Origin of the sequence: Prauserella rugosa, assembly GCF_000719975.1 — a bacterium.
GTDB lineage: Bacteria > Actinomycetota > Actinomycetes > Mycobacteriales > Pseudonocardiaceae > Prauserella > Prauserella rugosa.
In genome coordinates, this window is sequence record NZ_JOIJ01000005.1 from 55,973 (window position 1) to 72,950 (window position 16,978).

General features: G+C 69.4%; 16 protein-coding genes. 6 read left to right on the forward strand and 10 right to left on the reverse strand.

The features are described from left to right. Positions 1 to 156: 156 nt before the first annotated feature. Positions 157 to 813: a HemK2/MTQ2 family protein methyltransferase gene (locus IF64_RS0108750; protein ID WP_030531534.1), complete on the forward strand. Its 657-nt coding sequence runs from the start codon at positions 157 to 159 to the stop codon at positions 811 to 813. Then, the gene (locus IF64_RS0108755) at positions 794 to 1,009 is read left to right on the forward strand and encodes a CDGSH iron-sulfur domain-containing protein (protein WP_030531535.1); all 216 of its coding nucleotides are present in this window, start codon (positions 794 to 796) and stop codon (positions 1,007 to 1,009) included. The genes IF64_RS0108750 and IF64_RS0108755 overlap by 20 nt, the downstream gene beginning before the upstream one ends. Before the next feature lie 15 nt (positions 1,010 to 1,024). Here the strand turns inward: IF64_RS0108755 and lexA are convergent, their stop codons facing one another. Next, positions 1,025 to 1,630: a transcriptional repressor LexA gene (gene lexA, locus IF64_RS0108760; RefSeq protein WP_428829417.1), complete on the reverse strand. Its 606-nt coding sequence runs from the start codon at positions 1,628 to 1,630 to the stop codon at positions 1,025 to 1,027. Positions 1,631 to 2,226: 596 nt separating this feature from the next. Here lexA and IF64_RS25990 point away from each other — a divergent pair. Beyond that, positions 2,227 to 3,150: a DUF6292 family protein gene (locus IF64_RS25990; RefSeq protein ID WP_084705742.1), complete on the forward strand. Its 924-nt coding sequence runs from the start codon at positions 2,227 to 2,229 to the stop codon at positions 3,148 to 3,150. Between the two features lie 84 nt (positions 3,151 to 3,234). Here the strand turns inward: IF64_RS25990 and IF64_RS0108770 are convergent, their stop codons facing one another. From IF64_RS0108770 to IF64_RS0108780, 3 genes are all read right to left on the reverse strand, one after another. After that, the gene (locus IF64_RS0108770) at positions 3,235 to 4,197 is read right to left on the reverse strand and encodes a 3-hydroxyacyl-CoA dehydrogenase family protein (RefSeq protein ID WP_211252548.1); all 963 of its coding nucleotides are present in this window, start codon (positions 4,195 to 4,197) and stop codon (positions 3,235 to 3,237) included. An 83-nt stretch (positions 4,198 to 4,280) separates the two neighbouring features. After that, positions 4,281 to 5,285 (reverse strand): glucose-6-phosphate dehydrogenase (coenzyme-F420), encoded by a 1,005-nt coding sequence (fgd, locus tag IF64_RS0108775; protein WP_030531539.1) that lies wholly within the window; start codon positions 5,283 to 5,285, stop codon positions 4,281 to 4,283. A gap of 103 nt (positions 5,286 to 5,388) precedes the next feature. Continuing rightward, the gene (locus tag IF64_RS0108780; RefSeq protein ID WP_030531540.1) at positions 5,389 to 6,246 is read right to left on the reverse strand and encodes a helix-turn-helix transcriptional regulator; all 858 of its coding nucleotides are present in this window, start codon (positions 6,244 to 6,246) and stop codon (positions 5,389 to 5,391) included. Between the two features lie 146 nt (positions 6,247 to 6,392). Between IF64_RS0108780 and IF64_RS0108785 the strand changes: the two genes are divergently transcribed. Next, positions 6,393 to 8,045: an AMP-binding protein gene (locus IF64_RS0108785; protein WP_051757665.1), complete on the forward strand. Its 1,653-nt coding sequence runs from the start codon at positions 6,393 to 6,395 to the stop codon at positions 8,043 to 8,045. A 108-nt stretch (positions 8,046 to 8,153) separates the two neighbouring features. Then, on the forward strand, positions 8,154 to 8,813 hold the full coding sequence (locus IF64_RS0108790; protein WP_030531542.1) for a DedA family protein: 660 nt from the start codon (positions 8,154 to 8,156) through the stop codon (positions 8,811 to 8,813). A 9-nt stretch (positions 8,814 to 8,822) separates the two neighbouring features. Here IF64_RS0108790 and IF64_RS0108795 read toward each other — a convergent pair whose 3' ends face one another. The 3 genes from IF64_RS0108795 to IF64_RS0108805 form a co-directional block, all read right to left on the reverse strand. After that, positions 8,823 to 10,304, reverse strand: coding sequence for an amidase (locus tag IF64_RS0108795; protein WP_030531543.1), 1,482 nt, complete (start codon positions 10,302 to 10,304; stop codon positions 8,823 to 8,825). A gap of 134 nt (positions 10,305 to 10,438) precedes the next feature. Then, the gene (locus IF64_RS0108800) at positions 10,439 to 10,978 is read right to left on the reverse strand and encodes a hemerythrin domain-containing protein (protein WP_246134907.1); all 540 of its coding nucleotides are present in this window, start codon (positions 10,976 to 10,978) and stop codon (positions 10,439 to 10,441) included. A gap of 163 nt (positions 10,979 to 11,141) precedes the next feature. After that, on the reverse strand, positions 11,142 to 11,756 hold the full coding sequence (locus IF64_RS0108805; RefSeq protein WP_211252549.1) for a MerR family transcriptional regulator: 615 nt from the start codon (positions 11,754 to 11,756) through the stop codon (positions 11,142 to 11,144). Positions 11,757 to 11,842: 86 nt separating this feature from the next. On the opposite strand from IF64_RS0108805, the gene IF64_RS0108810 reads away from it, so the two are divergent. Next, positions 11,843 to 12,352: a DUF4188 domain-containing protein gene (locus tag IF64_RS0108810; protein ID WP_030531546.1), complete on the forward strand. Its 510-nt coding sequence runs from the start codon at positions 11,843 to 11,845 to the stop codon at positions 12,350 to 12,352. Positions 12,353 to 12,368: 16 nt separating this feature from the next. Here IF64_RS0108810 and IF64_RS0108815 read toward each other — a convergent pair whose 3' ends face one another. The 3 genes from IF64_RS0108815 to IF64_RS0108825 form a co-directional block, all read right to left on the reverse strand. Continuing rightward, positions 12,369 to 13,064: a YdcF family protein gene (locus IF64_RS0108815; RefSeq protein WP_051757667.1), complete on the reverse strand. Its 696-nt coding sequence runs from the start codon at positions 13,062 to 13,064 to the stop codon at positions 12,369 to 12,371. A 65-nt stretch (positions 13,065 to 13,129) separates the two neighbouring features. After that, positions 13,130 to 14,416 (reverse strand): MFS transporter, encoded by a 1,287-nt coding sequence (locus tag IF64_RS0108820; RefSeq protein ID WP_030531548.1) that lies wholly within the window; start codon positions 14,414 to 14,416, stop codon positions 13,130 to 13,132. A gap of 25 nt (positions 14,417 to 14,441) precedes the next feature. Continuing rightward, a complete protein-coding gene (locus IF64_RS0108825) occupies positions 14,442 to 16,757 on the reverse strand; it encodes a beta-xylosidase/alpha-l-arabinosidase (RefSeq protein ID WP_030531549.1) in 2,316 nt (771 codons plus the stop codon). Positions 16,758 to 16,978: the final 221 nt, after the last annotated feature.

Consider the following 16,978-nt stretch of genomic DNA (forward strand, 5'->3'; position numbering starts at 1 on the left):
CGGCAGGACTGGTTTCTCGTGGCAGATCCTTCGGGGCTGCCACGGTGCACCTCGAGACTGTTGCCGTTTCCGCACCGGCCGAAACGCGATGTGGGCGAAACTCACGTGGGCGAGGTGATCCGTTTCGCGGCGCGGCGTCGGGAAATCCCTGGTGTCATGCGGATTCTGCGAGTTCCGGGCGTCTACCGCCCGCAAGGTGACACGTGGCTGCTCAGACGTGCGTTGCGCGACGCCCGCCTTTCGGAGTCCCGGCGCGTACTCGACATCGGCACCGGAACGGGTGCGCTCGCCGTGGCCGCCGCGGCGGAGCGAGCGCGCCACGTGACGGCCGTCGACGTCTCCCGGCAGGCCCGGTTGAACGCCCGGATCAACGCGCGGCTGCGCGGACTTCCCGTGCGCGTGGTCGGTGGTGACGCACTGGAGTGCGCCTACGAGCAGCCGTTCGACCTGGTGCTGGCCAACCCGCCCTACGTGCCGTCGTCCTCGGAGCGGGTTCCCGAGCGCGGCCTCGCCCGTGCGTGGGATGCCGGTGGGGACGGGCGCGCGATCATCGACCGGCTGTGCGACCGGTGTCCACATCTGCTGACGCCACGTGGGTCGTTGCTGATGGTGCAGTCCGAACTGTCCGATGTGGATGCCACGTTGCTGCGGCTCCGCGGCCTCGGCATGAAGGCCGCGGTGGTCGACAGGGAGACGTTGCCGTTCGGTCCGGTGTTGCGCGCGCGTGCCGACATGCTGCAACGTAAGGGTTTTCTCGCGCCGGGACAGCGGGACGAGGAGTTGGTGGTGATCCGTGCCGACCGAACCGAATGAACACCGGGCTCAGGACCGCAGAGCGGTGACGGCCGTCCGGGACGGTCCGCTGCTCGTGGAGGGGCCGGTCCGGATGACTCTCGAGGACGGCACCGTCGTCGACTCCGACCGGTTCGTGGTGGCGATCTGCGCGTGCCGCCGCAGCCGCAGGTATCCGTTCTGCGACACCAGTCACCGCCGCCGCGTGCGGCGCTGACCCGCGGCGTGGTCGTCACACGTTGCGCAGCACCGAGACGACCACGCCGAGGATGACGGCCTCGTCGCCGTCGATGACGTCGTAGTCGGGATTGCGGGGCTCGAGCAGCACGTGCCCACCCCGTTTGCGGTAGACCTTCACCGTCGCCTCGTCGTCGATCATGGCGGCGACGATCTGGCCGGAGTGTGCCTCGGGCTGGCGGCGGACCACGACGATGTCGCCGTCGCAGATCGCCGCGTCGATCATCGACTCTCCGCGCACCCGCAGCCCGAACACGGTGCCGCGGCCCGTGAGTTCGCGCGGCAGGGAGAGGGTGTCGTCGGCGTGCTCCTCGGCGGTGATCGGCGTACCCGCGGCGATGTCCCCGACGACGGGCACCGGCACCGATTCGTCCTGGGATTCCTGGTCGGCGGTGCCGCGCAGGAAGGTGCGGACGTCGACCGCGCGGGAGACCGAAGGGCTCCGCCGCAGGAATCCCTTCTCCTCCAACGCCGCGAGGTGCCGGGACACCGAGGACGCGGACCGCAGTCCGACTGCGTCGCCGATCTCGCGCGTGCTCGGTGCATAGCCGTAGCGGACCACCCAGTCGCGGATCGTCGCCAGGATGCGCTGTTGCCGCATGGGCAACGCGTTCGCGTCGAGGTCGCCGAAGAGGTCGTGATCGTCGTGGATGGTCACGCGCCGCATCGTAACCGCCGCTGATCACGAAGCGTGGCCTGCCCGGAGGAGGCCGGTTCGTCCGTGCCGCCCGGACGTTCCCTGTCCGGCCCTCCGCACCCACACGCGGGTGGCGCTCGTATGAGCGATGAAACGCCTTCCTGGTTCGAGGTTCGACGCCTGGCGAGATGTGTGTTCAACCGACTCCGTAGAGTTACCGATCGTTTATCAACTATGCGTATCGCTGAAAAACCAAACGCCGGCATTTGCATTCTTGCGTGCGGTTCCTGGTGGGTTCGACGCGCGGGGCGGTGGCATTAACGCCGCGGTCATGTTGGTGAATTTTCGACGTCCACGAGCGATCAAGGAATGCTGCTCACCTGCGAAAACTACTCGTGAGGTACGTCCGAAAGAGTGATGCGAAGTCCGGTCTGTCGGGCTACCTTGATGGAGGCGCGGTCAAGAAGGTGCCGCCGTTCTGTAGTGATCGATCCGTTCGGGGTTCCGGATCCGGGTGAGGTATCCAGGGCACCTTTGTCCACGGGGGAGAAAATCAATCTATGAGTCATGAGATCGTTGTCGGCTCCGGCGGTTCGGAGAGTGAATCTTCCGCACAGTACGCGCGTTTCCGCCGTATTCGTCATGGGCGCAACATCGAGATCTGCGAGGTGAGTGGAGAACTCGATCTGCTCACCGCCCCGCTGTTGAGCCGGGAACTGGCCGCGGCGGCCGAACGCCGGGTTCCGCATCTCGTGATCGACATGTCGGGTGTCGAGTTCTGCGCTGTCGCTGGAGTCGAGGCGGTGCTGCACGCGTGCAGGAGGGCGCAGGCCGAGGAGCGTCGTGTGCTGGTCGTCGGGAACCGGCAGGTGCGGCGGATCATGGGCCTGGTGGCGCCGGTCAACGCGGTGTCCTGGTACGACTCCGTGTGTGACGCGGTGCAGGCCGCCAACGGTGCGGGACGGGAGGTCGCGGCCGGAGGGCTCGCGTCGATGGACCTGGACAGCGCGCAGCGGGGACTGCGCCGCTACGTCGAGGCGGTTGCCGCGGGTTTGGGCGTCGAAGCGGCGTCCACCTGGTCGGACGTGGACGACGTGACCGCGACCGCCTACATCGCGCTCGACGGCCGGTTACCGGGTCTGCCCGAGCGAGAGGTGGCGCTCGTCTGGGACGGGCGCACCGGCTGGGCGCTCGGCGCGGAGACGCATTCCGGCGAGGACCTGCTCATTCGTGCCTGGTTCGGTACCGAGCCGCTGCCGGACCCGTCCGCGGTGGTGCGGTTCGTCGAGGCGTTGCGAGCAGGGAAGTCGGTGGGGCTCGACCGCCCCGCCGAGCCGAGCGCGAACCCGCACGCGGCCCGCATCATCCGCGCCCGGTTGCAGGCGGGCGCGTGGGCGCGCAGCGAACCGCGGCTCCACGACGTCGAGGTGCCGGAACAGCCGGACGTGCGGACCTCGGCGCTCAGGCCTGAGGGAGTCGGCTGAGCCGGCCCATCCGGGAAGGGGACGACGTCGGCTCGCAGGGTTCTTCGGCCCTGCGGGCCGGCGCCGCGTCGGCAGACGGCGGCCTCATGCCTCGCCGAGCTTGTTGCCCTCCGAGTCGTAGCGGTACCAGCCCTGTCCGGTCTTGCGGCCGAGATGGCCTGCCTCGACGCGTTCGGCCAGGCTGCGTTGTGGCTGGTCGGCCGGGTCGCCGGACTCGGCGTACCGGCCCTGTTTGACGGCGTGGCCGATGTCCAGGCCGGTCATGTCCTGCAGCTCGAACGGGCCCATGGGATGGCCGAGTGCCGTGCGGCAGGCCTTGTCGATGTCGCTGACGGAGGCGTATCCGCCTTCCAGGAGTGCGACCGCCTCGTCGCGCAGCGCGCCGAGGATGCGGTTGGCGACGAAGCCGTTGATCTCCTTGTTGAGCACCACGGCTTCCTTGCCGAGCCGTTCGACGAGTGCGACGGCCGCATCCATCGTCGCGTCGGACGTGTCCGGCGAACGCACCACCTCGACGCACTTCATCACCAGCGCAGGGTTGAAGAAGTGGAGGTTGCACACGCGGTCGGGCCGTTCGGTGCGTGCGCCGATCGCGGAGGGCACGAAGCTCGACGAGTTGGACGCGAGGATCGTGTGCGAGGGGCACAACGTGTCCAGCCGGGCGAACAGGTCCTGCTTGACCTCGAGCTTCTCGACCGCGGCCTCGATGACGACGTCGGCGTCGACGGCGGCGCCGTCCAGGTCGGTGGTCGATTCGAGTCGGGCGAACGCCGCATCGGACTCGGCCTGCGAGAGCCGACCCTTGGCGACCCTGCGTTCCATGACGCCGGTCAGGTTCGCGCGCGCCTTCTCCAGGCTCTCCTCGGCGATGTCGTGCAGGCGCACCCGGTATCCGGCCAGGGCGCACGCCATCGCGATCTGTGACCCCATCGCTCCCGCGCCCACCACCAGGATCCTGCCGTCGGTGGGCGTGTCGGCCGCGTTGTTCTCCACGTCAGTCAGCTCCTCGTCCGGGCGTGCCGCGCCCGCGGCGTCGTCGCCATCCAAGATCGACGCTAACACAACCCGGGGAGTCCATTATGGACAAACCGGGTGGCTCCCACCCGCCGTGGGAGCCACCCGGGGGAGCGTCAGGCGAGACCGCGCAGCCGGGGCAGCACGTCCTCGGTGAACTGGCCGAGGTAACGGCGCTGGTCGTGCCCGGGTCCGTGGAACACCAGGTGGTTGAAGCCGGCGTCGAGGTAGGGCTGGATCTGCTCCATCGCCTCGTCGGCGCTGGAGGCCACGATCCACCGCTTGGCCACCTGCTCGATGGGCAGCTCGTCGGCCAGCCGTTCCATCTCCTCCGAGGAGGTCACCGAGTGCTTCTGCTCGGGGGTGAGCGACAGCGGCGCCCAGAACCGGCAGTTCTCCAGTGCGCGTTCGGGGTCGCGGTCGTAGGACATCTTGATCTCGATCATCCGGTCGATGCCCGCGGCGTCCCGCTCGGCCGCGGCGGCGCCCTCGGCGACGGCGGGCTGCAGCTTGTCGGTGTAGAGCTCCATGCCCTTGCCGGAGGTGCAGATGAATCCGTCACCCGCGCGGCCCGCGTACTTGGCCACCACCGGCCCGCCCGCGGCGATGTACACCGGGACCGGGGTGTCGGGACGGTCGTAGATCTTCGCGTCGACCAGCGTGTAGTAGTCGCCCTCGAACGAGACGTTGTCACTCGTCCACAGCTCACGCATGAGCCGGACCGACTCGCGCAACCGGGCGAAGCGTTCCTTGAACTCCGGCCATTCGCGGCCCGAGACCGCGATCTCGTTGAGCGCCTCGCCGGTGCCCACGCCCAGGATCACCCGGCCGCCCGACAGCAACGACATGGTGGCGAACGCCTGCGCGATCACCGCGGGGTTGTAGCGGAACGTCGGGGTCAGCACGCTGGTGCCGATCTGCACCCGGTGCGTCCGTTCGGCGACCGCCGACATCCACGACAGTGCGAACGGCGCGTGGCCGCCCTCGTGCCGCCAGGGCAGGAAGTGGTCCGACACCATGACCGAGTCGAGTCCCTGCTCTTCAGCGTGCACCGCGAACTCGACCAGGTCGCGCGGCCCGAACTGCTCCGCCGACGCCTTGTAACCGACCTTCAGATCCATCGAGAGCCTTTCCCACCTAGACAACCGGCTGGCACAGCCCAACCTAATCGCCTCGCGGAGATCATGCGGGCCGTGCTCGTCGCCGGAGTTGCCGCGGCGTTGCTCACAGCAGCCCCGCGTCGCGGGCGAGGCGGACGGCGTGCGTGCGGTTGGCGGCTCCGAGCTTGCGGGACACGCTGCGCAGGTAGGCCTTGACGGTGTTCGGGGTCAGCCCGAGGTCTCGGGCGATGTCGTTGTTCGCGGCGCCGGTCGCGACGAGCCGCAGCACGTCGAGCTCCCGCGCGGACAGCACGCCGGCGCCCACTCCCGCCGGTTCGGCATGTCCGTGGGCGAGCCGGCGCAGACGGTCGGACAGCTGCTGCAGGCGTTGCCGTGCGGCCGGGTCGTCGACGCGGCCGATGGTGTCGTCCAGCTCCCTGCGCACGTCGGCCAGTACCCGCCCGTCACGTGCCACGGCGTCGTCGTAGGCGGCCATCCGCCTGCGGACCTCGATGCCCACGGCGAGATCCTGTTCGAGGCGGCGGACGTGTTCCACGGCGCGGTGCACGATCCGGTCGCCGAGGGCGACGTCGGCGCGCTGGGCGAGATACAGCAGGCCCGCAACGGCCCCGCCCGCCCTGATCGGCACGGCGAACGCGGTCTCGATGCGTTCGGGGGCGACGGCACCGTCGTAGGTGTGCACGATGTGCGCGGCGTTGAAGTAGTCGCGCACGACGACCGGCCTGCCGAGGGCCAGCGCCTTCCCTCCGACCCCGCAGCCGGTGCGGACCCGCAGGTCACGCAGGCTGTGGCCGAGGTGGCCGTCGAGATGCCGGATGGTGATCGCGTCGGCCGAGCCGGCCTCGGTACGCCCGCCGAACGTCAGGTCCACCCCGCACGAGGCGCGGAGCGTGCGCATGCTCGGGGCCAGTAGCCGGTCGAGCTCGTCGAGTGCGTCGGCCGGCGCGGCTGCGGAGGACACGGCCACCACCACCTCTCGTCGTCGAGATCGTCCCGTGCCCGTCGCCGGAGCCCGGGAACCGCGTTACCCACGGAAGAACGTAGCCGGAGCGTGGTGGGGTGGAGAAGCTCGGCGGGGAGCAGACATGCGACGAAGGAGTCGAGAACATGGTCAATCCGGGTCAGGCGGTGCAGGACGGCGGACAGGCTGAGTACGGGCAGGTCGAGTACGGGCGAGCGGAGTATCGCGCCGAGGACGCGTGCGCGGCCGAACTGCTGTGTGATCGGCATCCGGGCGAGGCCGTGGCGTTCCGGATCGTCGGCGACGACCTCAGCACACGGGAGTTGACGTTCGGCGAGCTGACGACCCGGTCCACGCGGATCGCGGCCGTGTTGGCCGAGCGCGGGGTCCGGCGAGGCGACGCCGTGGGCGTGCTGATGGGCAAGTCGGCGGAGCTGCCCGCGGTGCTGCTCGGCATCTGGCGACTCGGTGCCGTGCACATCCCGCTGTTCACGGCGTTCGCCAGGCCCGCGATCGAGATGCGGCTCGACGGCGGCGACGCCCGCGTGGTGGTCGCCGACGCCGACCAGGTCGACAAGCTCGACGCCGACGCGGGCAGGCGGGTGCTCCAGGTCGGCGGAGCGGTGCCGACGACCCCGGGACGGGAGCGCCTTGACGACGCGCTCGCGGCCGCGGACGACGCCCCGGCGGCGGAACCGGTTCGCGTCGGCGGGGACGGAACGCTCGTGCTGCTGTTCACCAGCGGCACGACCGGCACGCCCAAGGGCGTGCCCGTGCCCGTGCGGGCACTCGCCTCGATGGAGCGTTACCTGCTGGACGCCTTGGATGTGCGGCCCGACGACGTGTTCTGGAACGCCGCCGACCCGGGCTGGGCGTACGGGCTGTACTACGGCATCCTCGCGCCGCTGGCCCTCGGCAGGACGAGCATCCTGCTGCACGCCGGGTTCTCCCCGGCGTTGACGTGGCGGGTGCTGGAGACCTTCGGGGTCACCAACTTCGCCGCCGCTCCGACGATCTACCGCGCCCTTCGCGGTGAGCAGTCGGAGGCGGGCACGTCGGTGCGGCTGCGGTGCGCGTCGTCGGCGGGCGAGCCGCTGACGCCCGAGGTGGTCGGCTGGTCGTCGGACGCGCTCGGGGCCGAGGTGCGCGATCACTACGGCCAGACCGAGCACGGCATGGTCGTCGGCAACCTGTGGAAGCCGGAGCTCAAGGCCGATGTGGTGCCCGGGTCGATGGGGTTCGCCCTGCCGGGATGGTCGTGTGCGGTCCTCGCCGACGACGCCGACGAACCCGTTCGGCCGGGCACGGTCGGTCGCCTGGCGATCGATGTCGAGGGCAGCCCGATGATGTGGTTCGGCGGTTACGCGGGTGCCCCGGAGCGCACCGCGGAGCGGTTCACCGCCGACGGCCGCTGGTATCTCACGGGCGACACGGCCTACCAGGACGAGGACGGAAGGCTGTACTTCTCCTCGCGGGACGACGACGTGATCATCATGGCCGGTTACCGCATCGGCCCGTTCGACGTCGAGAGCGTGCTCGTCGGGCACGAGGCCGTGCTGGAGGCCGCGGTGATCGGCGCACCGGACGAGCTGCGGGGCGAGGTCCTCGAGGCCTACGTCGTGTTGCGCCAGGACGCGGAGCCGACGCCCGAGCTCGAGTCCGAGCTGCAACAGCAGGTCAAGCGGGAGTTCGCCGCGCACGCCTACCCACGGCGCGTGCACGTCGTGGAGACCCTGCCGAAGACACCCAGCGGCAAGATCCAGCGGTTCAAACTGCGCGAGCAGCACGCGGCGGAATGAGGGCGGGCCCCGCGGCGCGCTGTCGTCGCGGGGCGTCACCCGGCGCCGTGTGATCTCGGTCTCGGGAGGAGACTCGGGGTGATCACCGACCGATGCTGAGGGGCGCGTATGCACATCGACGACTGGCTGCAGGTCATCCCGCCGCTGGCGGTGTACGTGATGGTGGGTCTGGTCGTCGGTGTGGAGAGTCTCGGCGTGCCGATTCCCGGCGAGATCGTGCTCGTCAGCGCGGCGCTGTTGTCCTCGCGGTCCGAACTGGACGTGTCGTGGGAGATGATCGCGCTGTTCGGCGTGGTCGGCGCGGTCGTCGGCGACTCGATCGGGTACGCACTCGGCAGGCGGTTCGGCAACCGGTTGTTCGGCTGGATGGGCCGCCGGTTCCCGCGGCATTTCGGCCCGGATCACGTGGCCTACGCCGAACACGTCTTCGGGAAGTGGGGGCCGCTGGCGGTCTACTTCGGCAGGTGGGTGGCGATCCTGCGGATCTTCGCGGGGCCGATCGCGGGAGCGCTGCGGATGCGGTACCCGGTGTTCCTCACGGCGAACGTGCTGGGCGGGATCACGTGGGCCGCCGGAACGACCGCGGCGATCTACTACCTCGGCCAGGCCGCGGAGACGTTCCTCAAGCAGTTCTCGTACGTCGCGCTCGGTGTGGCCGTCCTGTTCGGACTGACCGTCGGCCTGGTGCTGAAACGCCGGATGAACACGCTCGTCGAACGCCACGCGGCCACGCGGCGCGCGGAGCAGGCGGGCGAGGAACCCGCCTGACCGTGGTCGTCACCGCATGCGTGGCAGGTGCTGCTCCCACGGTGCGGCCGTCTCGAGCTGCCTGCCCAACCGCAGCAGCAGGCCCTCGCTCGACAACCTGCCCACGAACTGGACGCCCATCGGCAGGCCGTCCGGCGTGCGGTGCAGCGGCAGGCTGATCGCGGGCCGCCCCGTGACGTTGGCCAGCTGCGTGTACGGGACCCAGCCGAGGTTGCGCTGGACCATCTGCTCGACGATGCCGGTGCGGCGCAGCAGGCTGATGCCCTTGACCCGCAGCAGGCCCTCGGCCGCCCACTGCATCGGCGCGGGCATGTTCAGCGAGCCGATGCGGATCGGTGGTTCCCCGAGCGTCGGGGTGAGCAGCAGATCGTGGTCGGCGTGGAAGCGGGCCAGCGCGGCGACGTAGTTCTTGCGGCGTTCCTGCGCGCCCTCCAGGTCGACGGCGGAGAACGACCGGCCGAGCTCGGCCATCACGCGCGTGTCCTGTTCGAACTTGTCGTCGCTCGCCCCGGTCTCGCGTTTGATGCGCGCGATCTCGGAGGCCTGGTGGACGAACCACACGGTGAGGAAGTCCTGGCCGAGCTGCCGGTCGTCGTGCGGCGGGTCGACCTCCTCGACGTGGTGTCCGAGCTCGGTGAGCAGTTCCGCGGCGTGTTCCACCGCCCGGACGGCCTCCGGATGCGGCTGCTCCCGCAGCGCGCATCGGGTCGTGTAGCCGATGCGCAGGGGCCCCGGCGCCTCGTCGAGTTGCTGCGCGAGCGGCCGGTCGGGCAGTGCGGGGGCGTAGGGGCTCATCTCGTCGGTCCCGGCCAGCAGGTCCAGCATGGCGGCGCTGTCACGCACCGTCCTGGAGATCACGCCCTGGGTGGCCAGACCGCCGAGCGGTTCGCTCTCGTCGGGGCCGGACGGCACGAGCCCGCGACCCGGTTTCAACCCCACCAGGCCGGTGCATGCGGCCGGGATGCGGATCGAGCCGCCGCCGTCGCTGGCACCCGCGACCGGCACGATGCCTGCGGCAACGGCCGCCGCCGACCCACCGGAGGAGCCGCCCGGGGTGCGGTCGAGTGCCCACGGATTACGGGTCGGACCGAACAGCGCCGGTTCGGTGACGCCCTTCGACCCGAACTCGGGGGTGTTGGTCTTGCCGAAGACGACGAGGCCCGCGTCCAGCCACCGCTGCACGACCGTGCCGGTGCGGTCGGCTTTCATGCCTGCGAGCGCGCGCGACCCGTCGGACGTGGGCTGACCCGCCAACTGCTGGTGCAGGTCCTTCAGTAGGAAGGGGACACCGGCGAACGGGCCGGTGAGCCGTTCGGTGACGCGCTGGTCGGCGTAGTCGTCGAGCCACGTGCAGATCGCGCCGATGCGCGGGTTCACCGCGCGGGCGCGGGCCCTGGCCGCGGCGAGCAGTTCGTCGGCCCTGACCTCACCGGAGTCGACGAGCTCGGCGAGGCCCAGTCCGTCGTATGCGAGGTAGTCCTGCTCGTCCACGTCTCACTCCGTTCGCATCGCCGGCCACCGTGCGCCCGGCAGCGTCGTCACAGTAGCGCTGCGGCAGGACACAGTAGCGCTGCGGCAGGACACGGCCGCACGGCAGTGTCCCGGCGGCCGTGTCGATGCGCGGCCTACTCGTCGTCGAGGTGCCCGTCGCGTTTGGCCTGGTCGACCAGCCGGCGCACGTTGTCGACGTCGCCGCAGTCCTGGTCGAGCAGCTCGGTGCGACGCGCCGCCCACTTCGCGCCGAGCTCCCTGCGGGTGCGCTCGGCGACCTCGGTGCGGGCCGGGCCGAGGATGCTCAGTTCTTCCTCGGCGAGGTGGTGCGCGACGAGGTTGCTGAGCTTCTCCACGGCTTCGACGAAGGTGGGCGTGTCGGTGCCCTTCAGCTCCAGTACGCGCAGCAGCGCCTGGTTGCCTTCGGCGTGTTCCTCCTCGCCGTGCTCTACCTCGTGCTGGCCGACGTCGTCGGCCTTGCGGCGCAGCACGGGGTAGACGAGTTCCTCCTCGGCGACGCTGTGCGCCACGTGGACCGCGGCGAACGCCCGCCGCGCCTCGTCCCGGTCGACGTCGCCCATGCGCAGCGCGCGCAGGATCTCTTCGAAGCGCCGATGGTCGTCGATGATGAGGTCGACGACGTCGCCGTGGGTCGGCCTGCCCAGATCGATCATGCTCACGGCGTCCTTCATACCGCGCGAGCGGCCGCCATGCACGCAGGTTCGCACCGACGTCGCTGTGAACCGACGGCGCCGTGCGGTCGACGGCTCGTGCGGTCGACGGGATTGTGCCAATGACGCTGTGCGGCCGCGTGGCGGCCCGCGGGTCCGTTCGGCTTCAGCCGCCGGTCGAGAACCGTTCGGCCGTCGCCGCCTGTTGTGCGACTCGGCGAAGTGCCAGCAACAGGGGCTCGGCCAACGCGGTTCCGAGCACGACGTAGCGGACCGCTTCCTCCGAACCCTCGGCGGGAACGTCGGCCACTTCGGCGGTCGCGATGTCCTTGATGCTCCTGAGATACGTCGACATCACGGCAGGCGGTACCTCGAAGCCCGCGTCGCGCAGGATCTCCAGTGCACGTGACACGTCGGCCAGGCGTTCCTGATCGCACGTCGCCACCGGAAGTCCGAGCCGTTCCACGAGTTCTTCGGCCTCAGCGCTGACCGGACTGCTGACCGGACTGTCGTAGGACGGCGTCACCGCCGCGTGGGCGGCGCCCAGCAGCGTGGGGGCATCCGGCGGCGGGTCGTCCAGCGTGTCGAGCACCTTGCGCGCACCGGTGATGCCGACGCCCGCGTCGATCAGCGCGCGGATCACCCGCAACCGCCGCACGTGGTCGCGGCCGTAGGACGCCTGCGTCCGCGACGTCCGTTCTCCCTGCGGGAGCAGTCCTTCCCGCAGGTAGTACTTGATCGTCGGGACGGGAACGCCGCTCTCTGCGGACAACTCGGCCATGCGCATCTCGTCACCCCTTGCTCTGGATAGTAGCACTGTCTAGTATTGGATACTGCTGCTATCCAATAGGCTGAGGGGAGTGGGTCATGGGAAAGGTTGCCAAGGGAAAGATCTCGCCGGGCCGGGTGACGCACGCGTACAGCGAGGAACTCGTGGTGTTCCACATCGGAATGACCCTCAATCGCTGGTGGCGACCGGACGTGTGGATGCCGGTCTTCCGGGCGTTCCGGCCCATGCTGCAAGAACTGTCCGCGGACGCGGATTCGGGGCTGCTGAGCTACGAGCTCCTCGTCGGGAGAAGGGGACCCTACGCGGTGCAGTACTGGTCTTCGATCGACAAGCTCTACGACTACGCGTCCGCGACCGACATGCGGCATCGTCCAGCCTGGTCACGGTTCAACGCGATGGCGAGGAAGGTTCCCGGAGCCGTCGGCATCTGGCACGAGACCTTCCTGGTGGAACGAGCCGAGAGCATGTACGTCGACACGCCGGTTTTCGGTCTGCCGGGGGCGACGGAGGTGGTGCCCGTGCAGACGCGGCACCGCCGGGCGCGCACGCGACTCGACGATGGCGCCACCGGGGTGAAGGACGGCTGACAGAATCCCCGGGGCGTCAGCGCTGAGCGTCGGTGCGCGGTGTGATGAGGCGCCCGGTGTAGCCGGCGTCGATGAGGCGTTGGTAGGCGGCGTGGACGTCGGCGGGGATCTGTTGGGGTGCGATTTCGCCGGAACGGCCCTGCAGGTCGAGGCGTTGGGTGTCGCCGACGAGCATGGTGGCCACACGGTCGGGTTCGCCGATGTGTTGGACGTAGGTGGCCAGGTCTTGTGGGGCGCCGGTGCAGAGGATGTCGACGCCAGGCCAGCGGTGGGCGGCGATGGCCTGGGCGCGGCGCTGTTGGTAGGGCCGGGAGACGATCAGCACGCTGCGGGGAGTGATGCCCTCTGCGGCCAGGAGTGTCCGGGTGTGGTCGATGTTCTGCACGGTGTTGGTGGCGCGGGTTTCGATGCGGATGGCCTCGTCGGGCACGCCGTGTTCGAGGGCGATCTCCCGGAAGTGCACGGCTTCGCCGCGGGGGAACCGTTCGACGGTGGTGGGCGCGTTGGCGCCGGTGAACACGACGAGTGGGAACAGGCCGCGGTGGTACAGCTCGGCGGTGTGGACGGCCACCCCGCCGTCGTGGCTGCCGAGCCCGACGGCGACGTCGACCGGACGCAGCTCGTCGTCGATGCGGTGGAAGCGCCAGAGCGTCTCCACGTCCGCTCGCACCGCGGAGGACCATTCGGTGGCACCGGAGAAGGCCACGGCCACCTCGCACTGATCGGGAACGGCTTCGAGGCACGCACCGGTGACCGTGCGTGCCTCGAAGCCTGTGGTCACCGGACCTGTCTGACGGGCAGGATAGCCAGGGCGCCGATCACGCACAGTACGGCCGCACCGCCGAGTAACAGCGGATAGTTGTTGCCCCCACCGGTGTTGACCAGTACTGCCCCGATCGCGGGAGCGATCACCTGAGGACCGGACATGGCGATGTTGAACACGCCCAAGTCCTTCGAGGAGTCCTCCGGATTGGGCAGCACGTCGATCACCAGCGCCAGGTCCACTCCCATGTAGACGCCGAAGCCCAGGCCGAGCACCGCCTCGGCGAAGTAGAAGTCCCCGACCGAGCTACTCCAGATCAGCAGCAGCATCCCCACTCCGAAGACCAAAGTGGACACCGCGATGAACACCTTGCGACGGCGCAGTTTGTCGGACAACCACCCGGCGCTCTGGGCTCCGAACATCACGGCGATGGTGTAGATGAGCACACCCGTGGCCATCACTTCGGTCGCTTCGGCGGCCGACAACGACAGTTCGTGTTGCAGGTACAGCAGCCGGAATGTCGTGAACATGTAGGAGGCGAGGGTCAGCAGGAACCGCGAGATCCACGCCCAGGCGAAATCCGGGTGTCGACGCGGGCTGACCCAGAACGTCATCAGGAACATCTTCCAGCCGGCCTCGCGGGCGGGCCGTTTCGGCAGCGGCCGGTCCGGCAACACGATCACCAGTACCGTCACCAGTGCGAACCCGACGACACCGGGGATCATGAACAGCATCAGCATGTCGTCGGTGAACATCCGGGCGACGTAGGTGCCCAGCATCGGCGCGACGTTCTGCATGATGCCGATCAGGCCGCTGACCCTGCCCCGCTGGAACATGGGCACGTGATCGGCGACCGTCGCCACGAATGCGGCCAGCGCGGCGTTGGCGAAGATCGACGCCAGGAAGAAGCCGACGGTCACCGTGGCGACGTTCTGGCCGAGGGCGATGATCAGCAGACTCGCCACGAGTCCGAGCATCCCCACCACCAGCCACGGACGGCGCCTGCCGAAGCGGCTGGTGGTGCGGTCGCTGATCCGGCCGAAGATCGGATTGGCCAGCATCGCGGCCACGGAACCGATGCTGGTGACGATGCCGAGCGCGGTGACCTGACGGTCGGCAGGAACGATGGTCTGGACCTTGATGGCCAGACTCACCATGATCGGCGTCATCAACGCCAGGAACAGGCCGAGCTGGGCGATGGCCATGGCACCGACCAGCAACGGGCGGGCCTTCTGGGTGGGTGGCTCGACCAGGACTTCACCCGGTTCGGCCCGAGGCAGCTTTCTCGCAGTGAGTGGCATGAGGTCTCCCTGTGCTGCCGAGTGGTTACGCCACTCGGGCCGGTGTGCTGAGCCGGCGGTCGATGCCGACGCGCCTGGTGTCTCCGGTGAGCTGGATGCTGCAACGCAGCCGGACGTCGGCGCTCGAGGCCCCGACCATCAGGCGGATCTCGCCCGGTTCGACGATGCGGTCGCCGGAGCGGCCGGTGTAGGAGGTGCGGTCGGCGTGCAGGCGGAACGTCACACGTTTCGTCTGTCCCGGTTCCAGCCGCACGGGGGTGAATCCGACGAGCTGGGTGACGGGCCTGGCGACCTGGGCCACCGGATCGTCGAGATACAGCTGGACGATCTCGGTTCCGGTGCGGTCACCGGCGTTGCGCACGGAGCACGCGATCTCGACCTCACCGTCCGTCGGAACGGTCTCGGCGCTGACGGTCAGCTCGTCGTAGGCGAACTCCGTGTACGACAGGCCGTGTCCGAACGGGAACAGCGGAGTGGTGTCCAGGTTGCTGATGCCCTCGCTGGAACCGCCGAGCGGCGGGTGCAGATAGGTGTTCGGTTGCGCGCCGGCGTCCGCGGGAATCTGGACGGGCAGTTTGCCCGCGGGCGTGATCCGTCCGGAAAGGACACCGGCGATCGCGGCGCCGCCCTCCTCGCCTGGCATGAACGCCTGCACGACCGCCGCCGATCGCGACGCAGCCCCGCCGAGTGCGTACGGGCGACCCGAGACCACGACGAGCACGACCGGAGTACCCACGGCCTGCACGGCCTCGGCCAATTCCGCCTGTACCCCGGGAAGTTCGAGATCGGGTGCGTCGCAGCCCTCTCCCGACGTCCCGCCGCCGAACATGCCCGCCCGGTCACCGACCACGAGCACGGCCAGGTCGGCCTCCTGCGCCGCAGCGGTCGCGGCCGCGAAGCCACTTCGGTCCTGCCCGGTGATCGCGCAGCCCTGCTCGTGTCCGATCGACACATCGGGAAGTTCCCTGCGCATCGACTCGACCAGCGACGGCACCTCGATGCCGAGCCCGAGGTCGGGATAGCGCGGAAGGACGTGATTCGGATAGGAGTAGCAGCCCAGAAAGGTCCGCGGGTCGTCGGCACACGGCCCGATGACCGCGATCGACCCGACGTCGGAGGCCAGCGGCAACGCGCCGGAGTCGTTGGCCAGCAACACCACCGAACGCTCCGCAACGCGCCGTGCGAGGGACCGGTTGGTGTCGGAGTCCAACGCGATCTCGTCGGTTCGGTGTTGCTCGGCGTCCGGTGGCTCGGGCGACCATCCGTCGTCGAGCAGTCCGAGCTCGAGCTTCTGCCGCAGTACCCGCCGGACGGATCGGTCGACGAGCTCCTCGGCGACGCGGCCGTCGCGGACCAACTCGTGCAGGGCGTCGCCGTAGCAGCGGGTGTCGGGCAGTTCGACGTCGATGCCCGCGGCCAGCGCCAGGGATCCGGCCTGCGGGGGGTTCTCGGCGACGCGGTGCATCGTCTCGAGGAAGCTCACCGACCAGTAGTCCGAGACCACGACGCCGTCGAATCCCCATTCGTCGCGGAGCACACCGGTCAGCAACGTCTCGTCGGAGCCGACCGGCACCCCGTCGACGTCGGTGTAGGAGTTCATCACCGAGCCGGCACCGCCCTCGCGTAGCGCCATCTCGAACGGCGGCAGGATCACGTCGGCCAGCTCGCGCGGGCCGATGGAGACCGGCGCGTGATTGCGGGCCCCGCGCGAGGCGGAGTATCCGGCGAAGTGCTTCAACGTGGCGACCACGCCCGCCGACTGCAGGCCGCGGACGTACGCGGTGCCGACGGCACCCACCAGGTACGGGTCTTCGCCCATCGTCTCCTCGACGCGGCCCCACCGGTAGTCCCGCACGACGTCGAGCACCGGGGACAGTCCCTGGTGGACGCCGACGGCGGCCATGTCCCTCCCGATCGCGGCCGCCATCTCCTCGATCAGCTCCGGGTCGAAGGTGGCGGCCCAGGCCAGCGACGTCGGATAAACACTCGCCCCGAACGTGGTGAACCCGGTCAGGCACTCCTCGTGTGCGATCGCCGGGACGCCCAGCCGGGTGTTCTCGATCAGGTGCCGCTGGCGTTCGGCGAGGATCCTGCGGCCCTCGGCAGCCGTGACCGGTTCGGTTCCGAAAACCCGGGTCAGATGGCCGATGCCGTGTTGGAGGGAGGCCTGCTCGTCGGTGCCACCCGCGAACACGTCCTGCATCGGCGCGACGTCGCCGCCGGTGTCCGCGCCGATCCACGCCGCGCCCAGCTGCGCGATCTTCTCCCGTAGCGTCATTGCGGCCATGAGTTCCTTGACCCGCTCGTCCGCGCTGCGGGTCGGGTCACGCCAGGGATGCATGCGACTTCTTTGTCGAAGAGGCCTGGGTGGGTTCCGATCGGACGGAACCACGCTTATTAGTTCAGTGGATGTACTAATTAAGTGAGAGGAGAGTCACAGAGCGAGGTTCGGCTGTCAATACATCGGGTGAGAAATCCCAGCTAAATCTGGCCCTGCGGGTAGGTCGTGGAGCAACTCCGGTGTCTGGGTCGCTCACGGTCTCCGATGGTCGATCGAGTTAG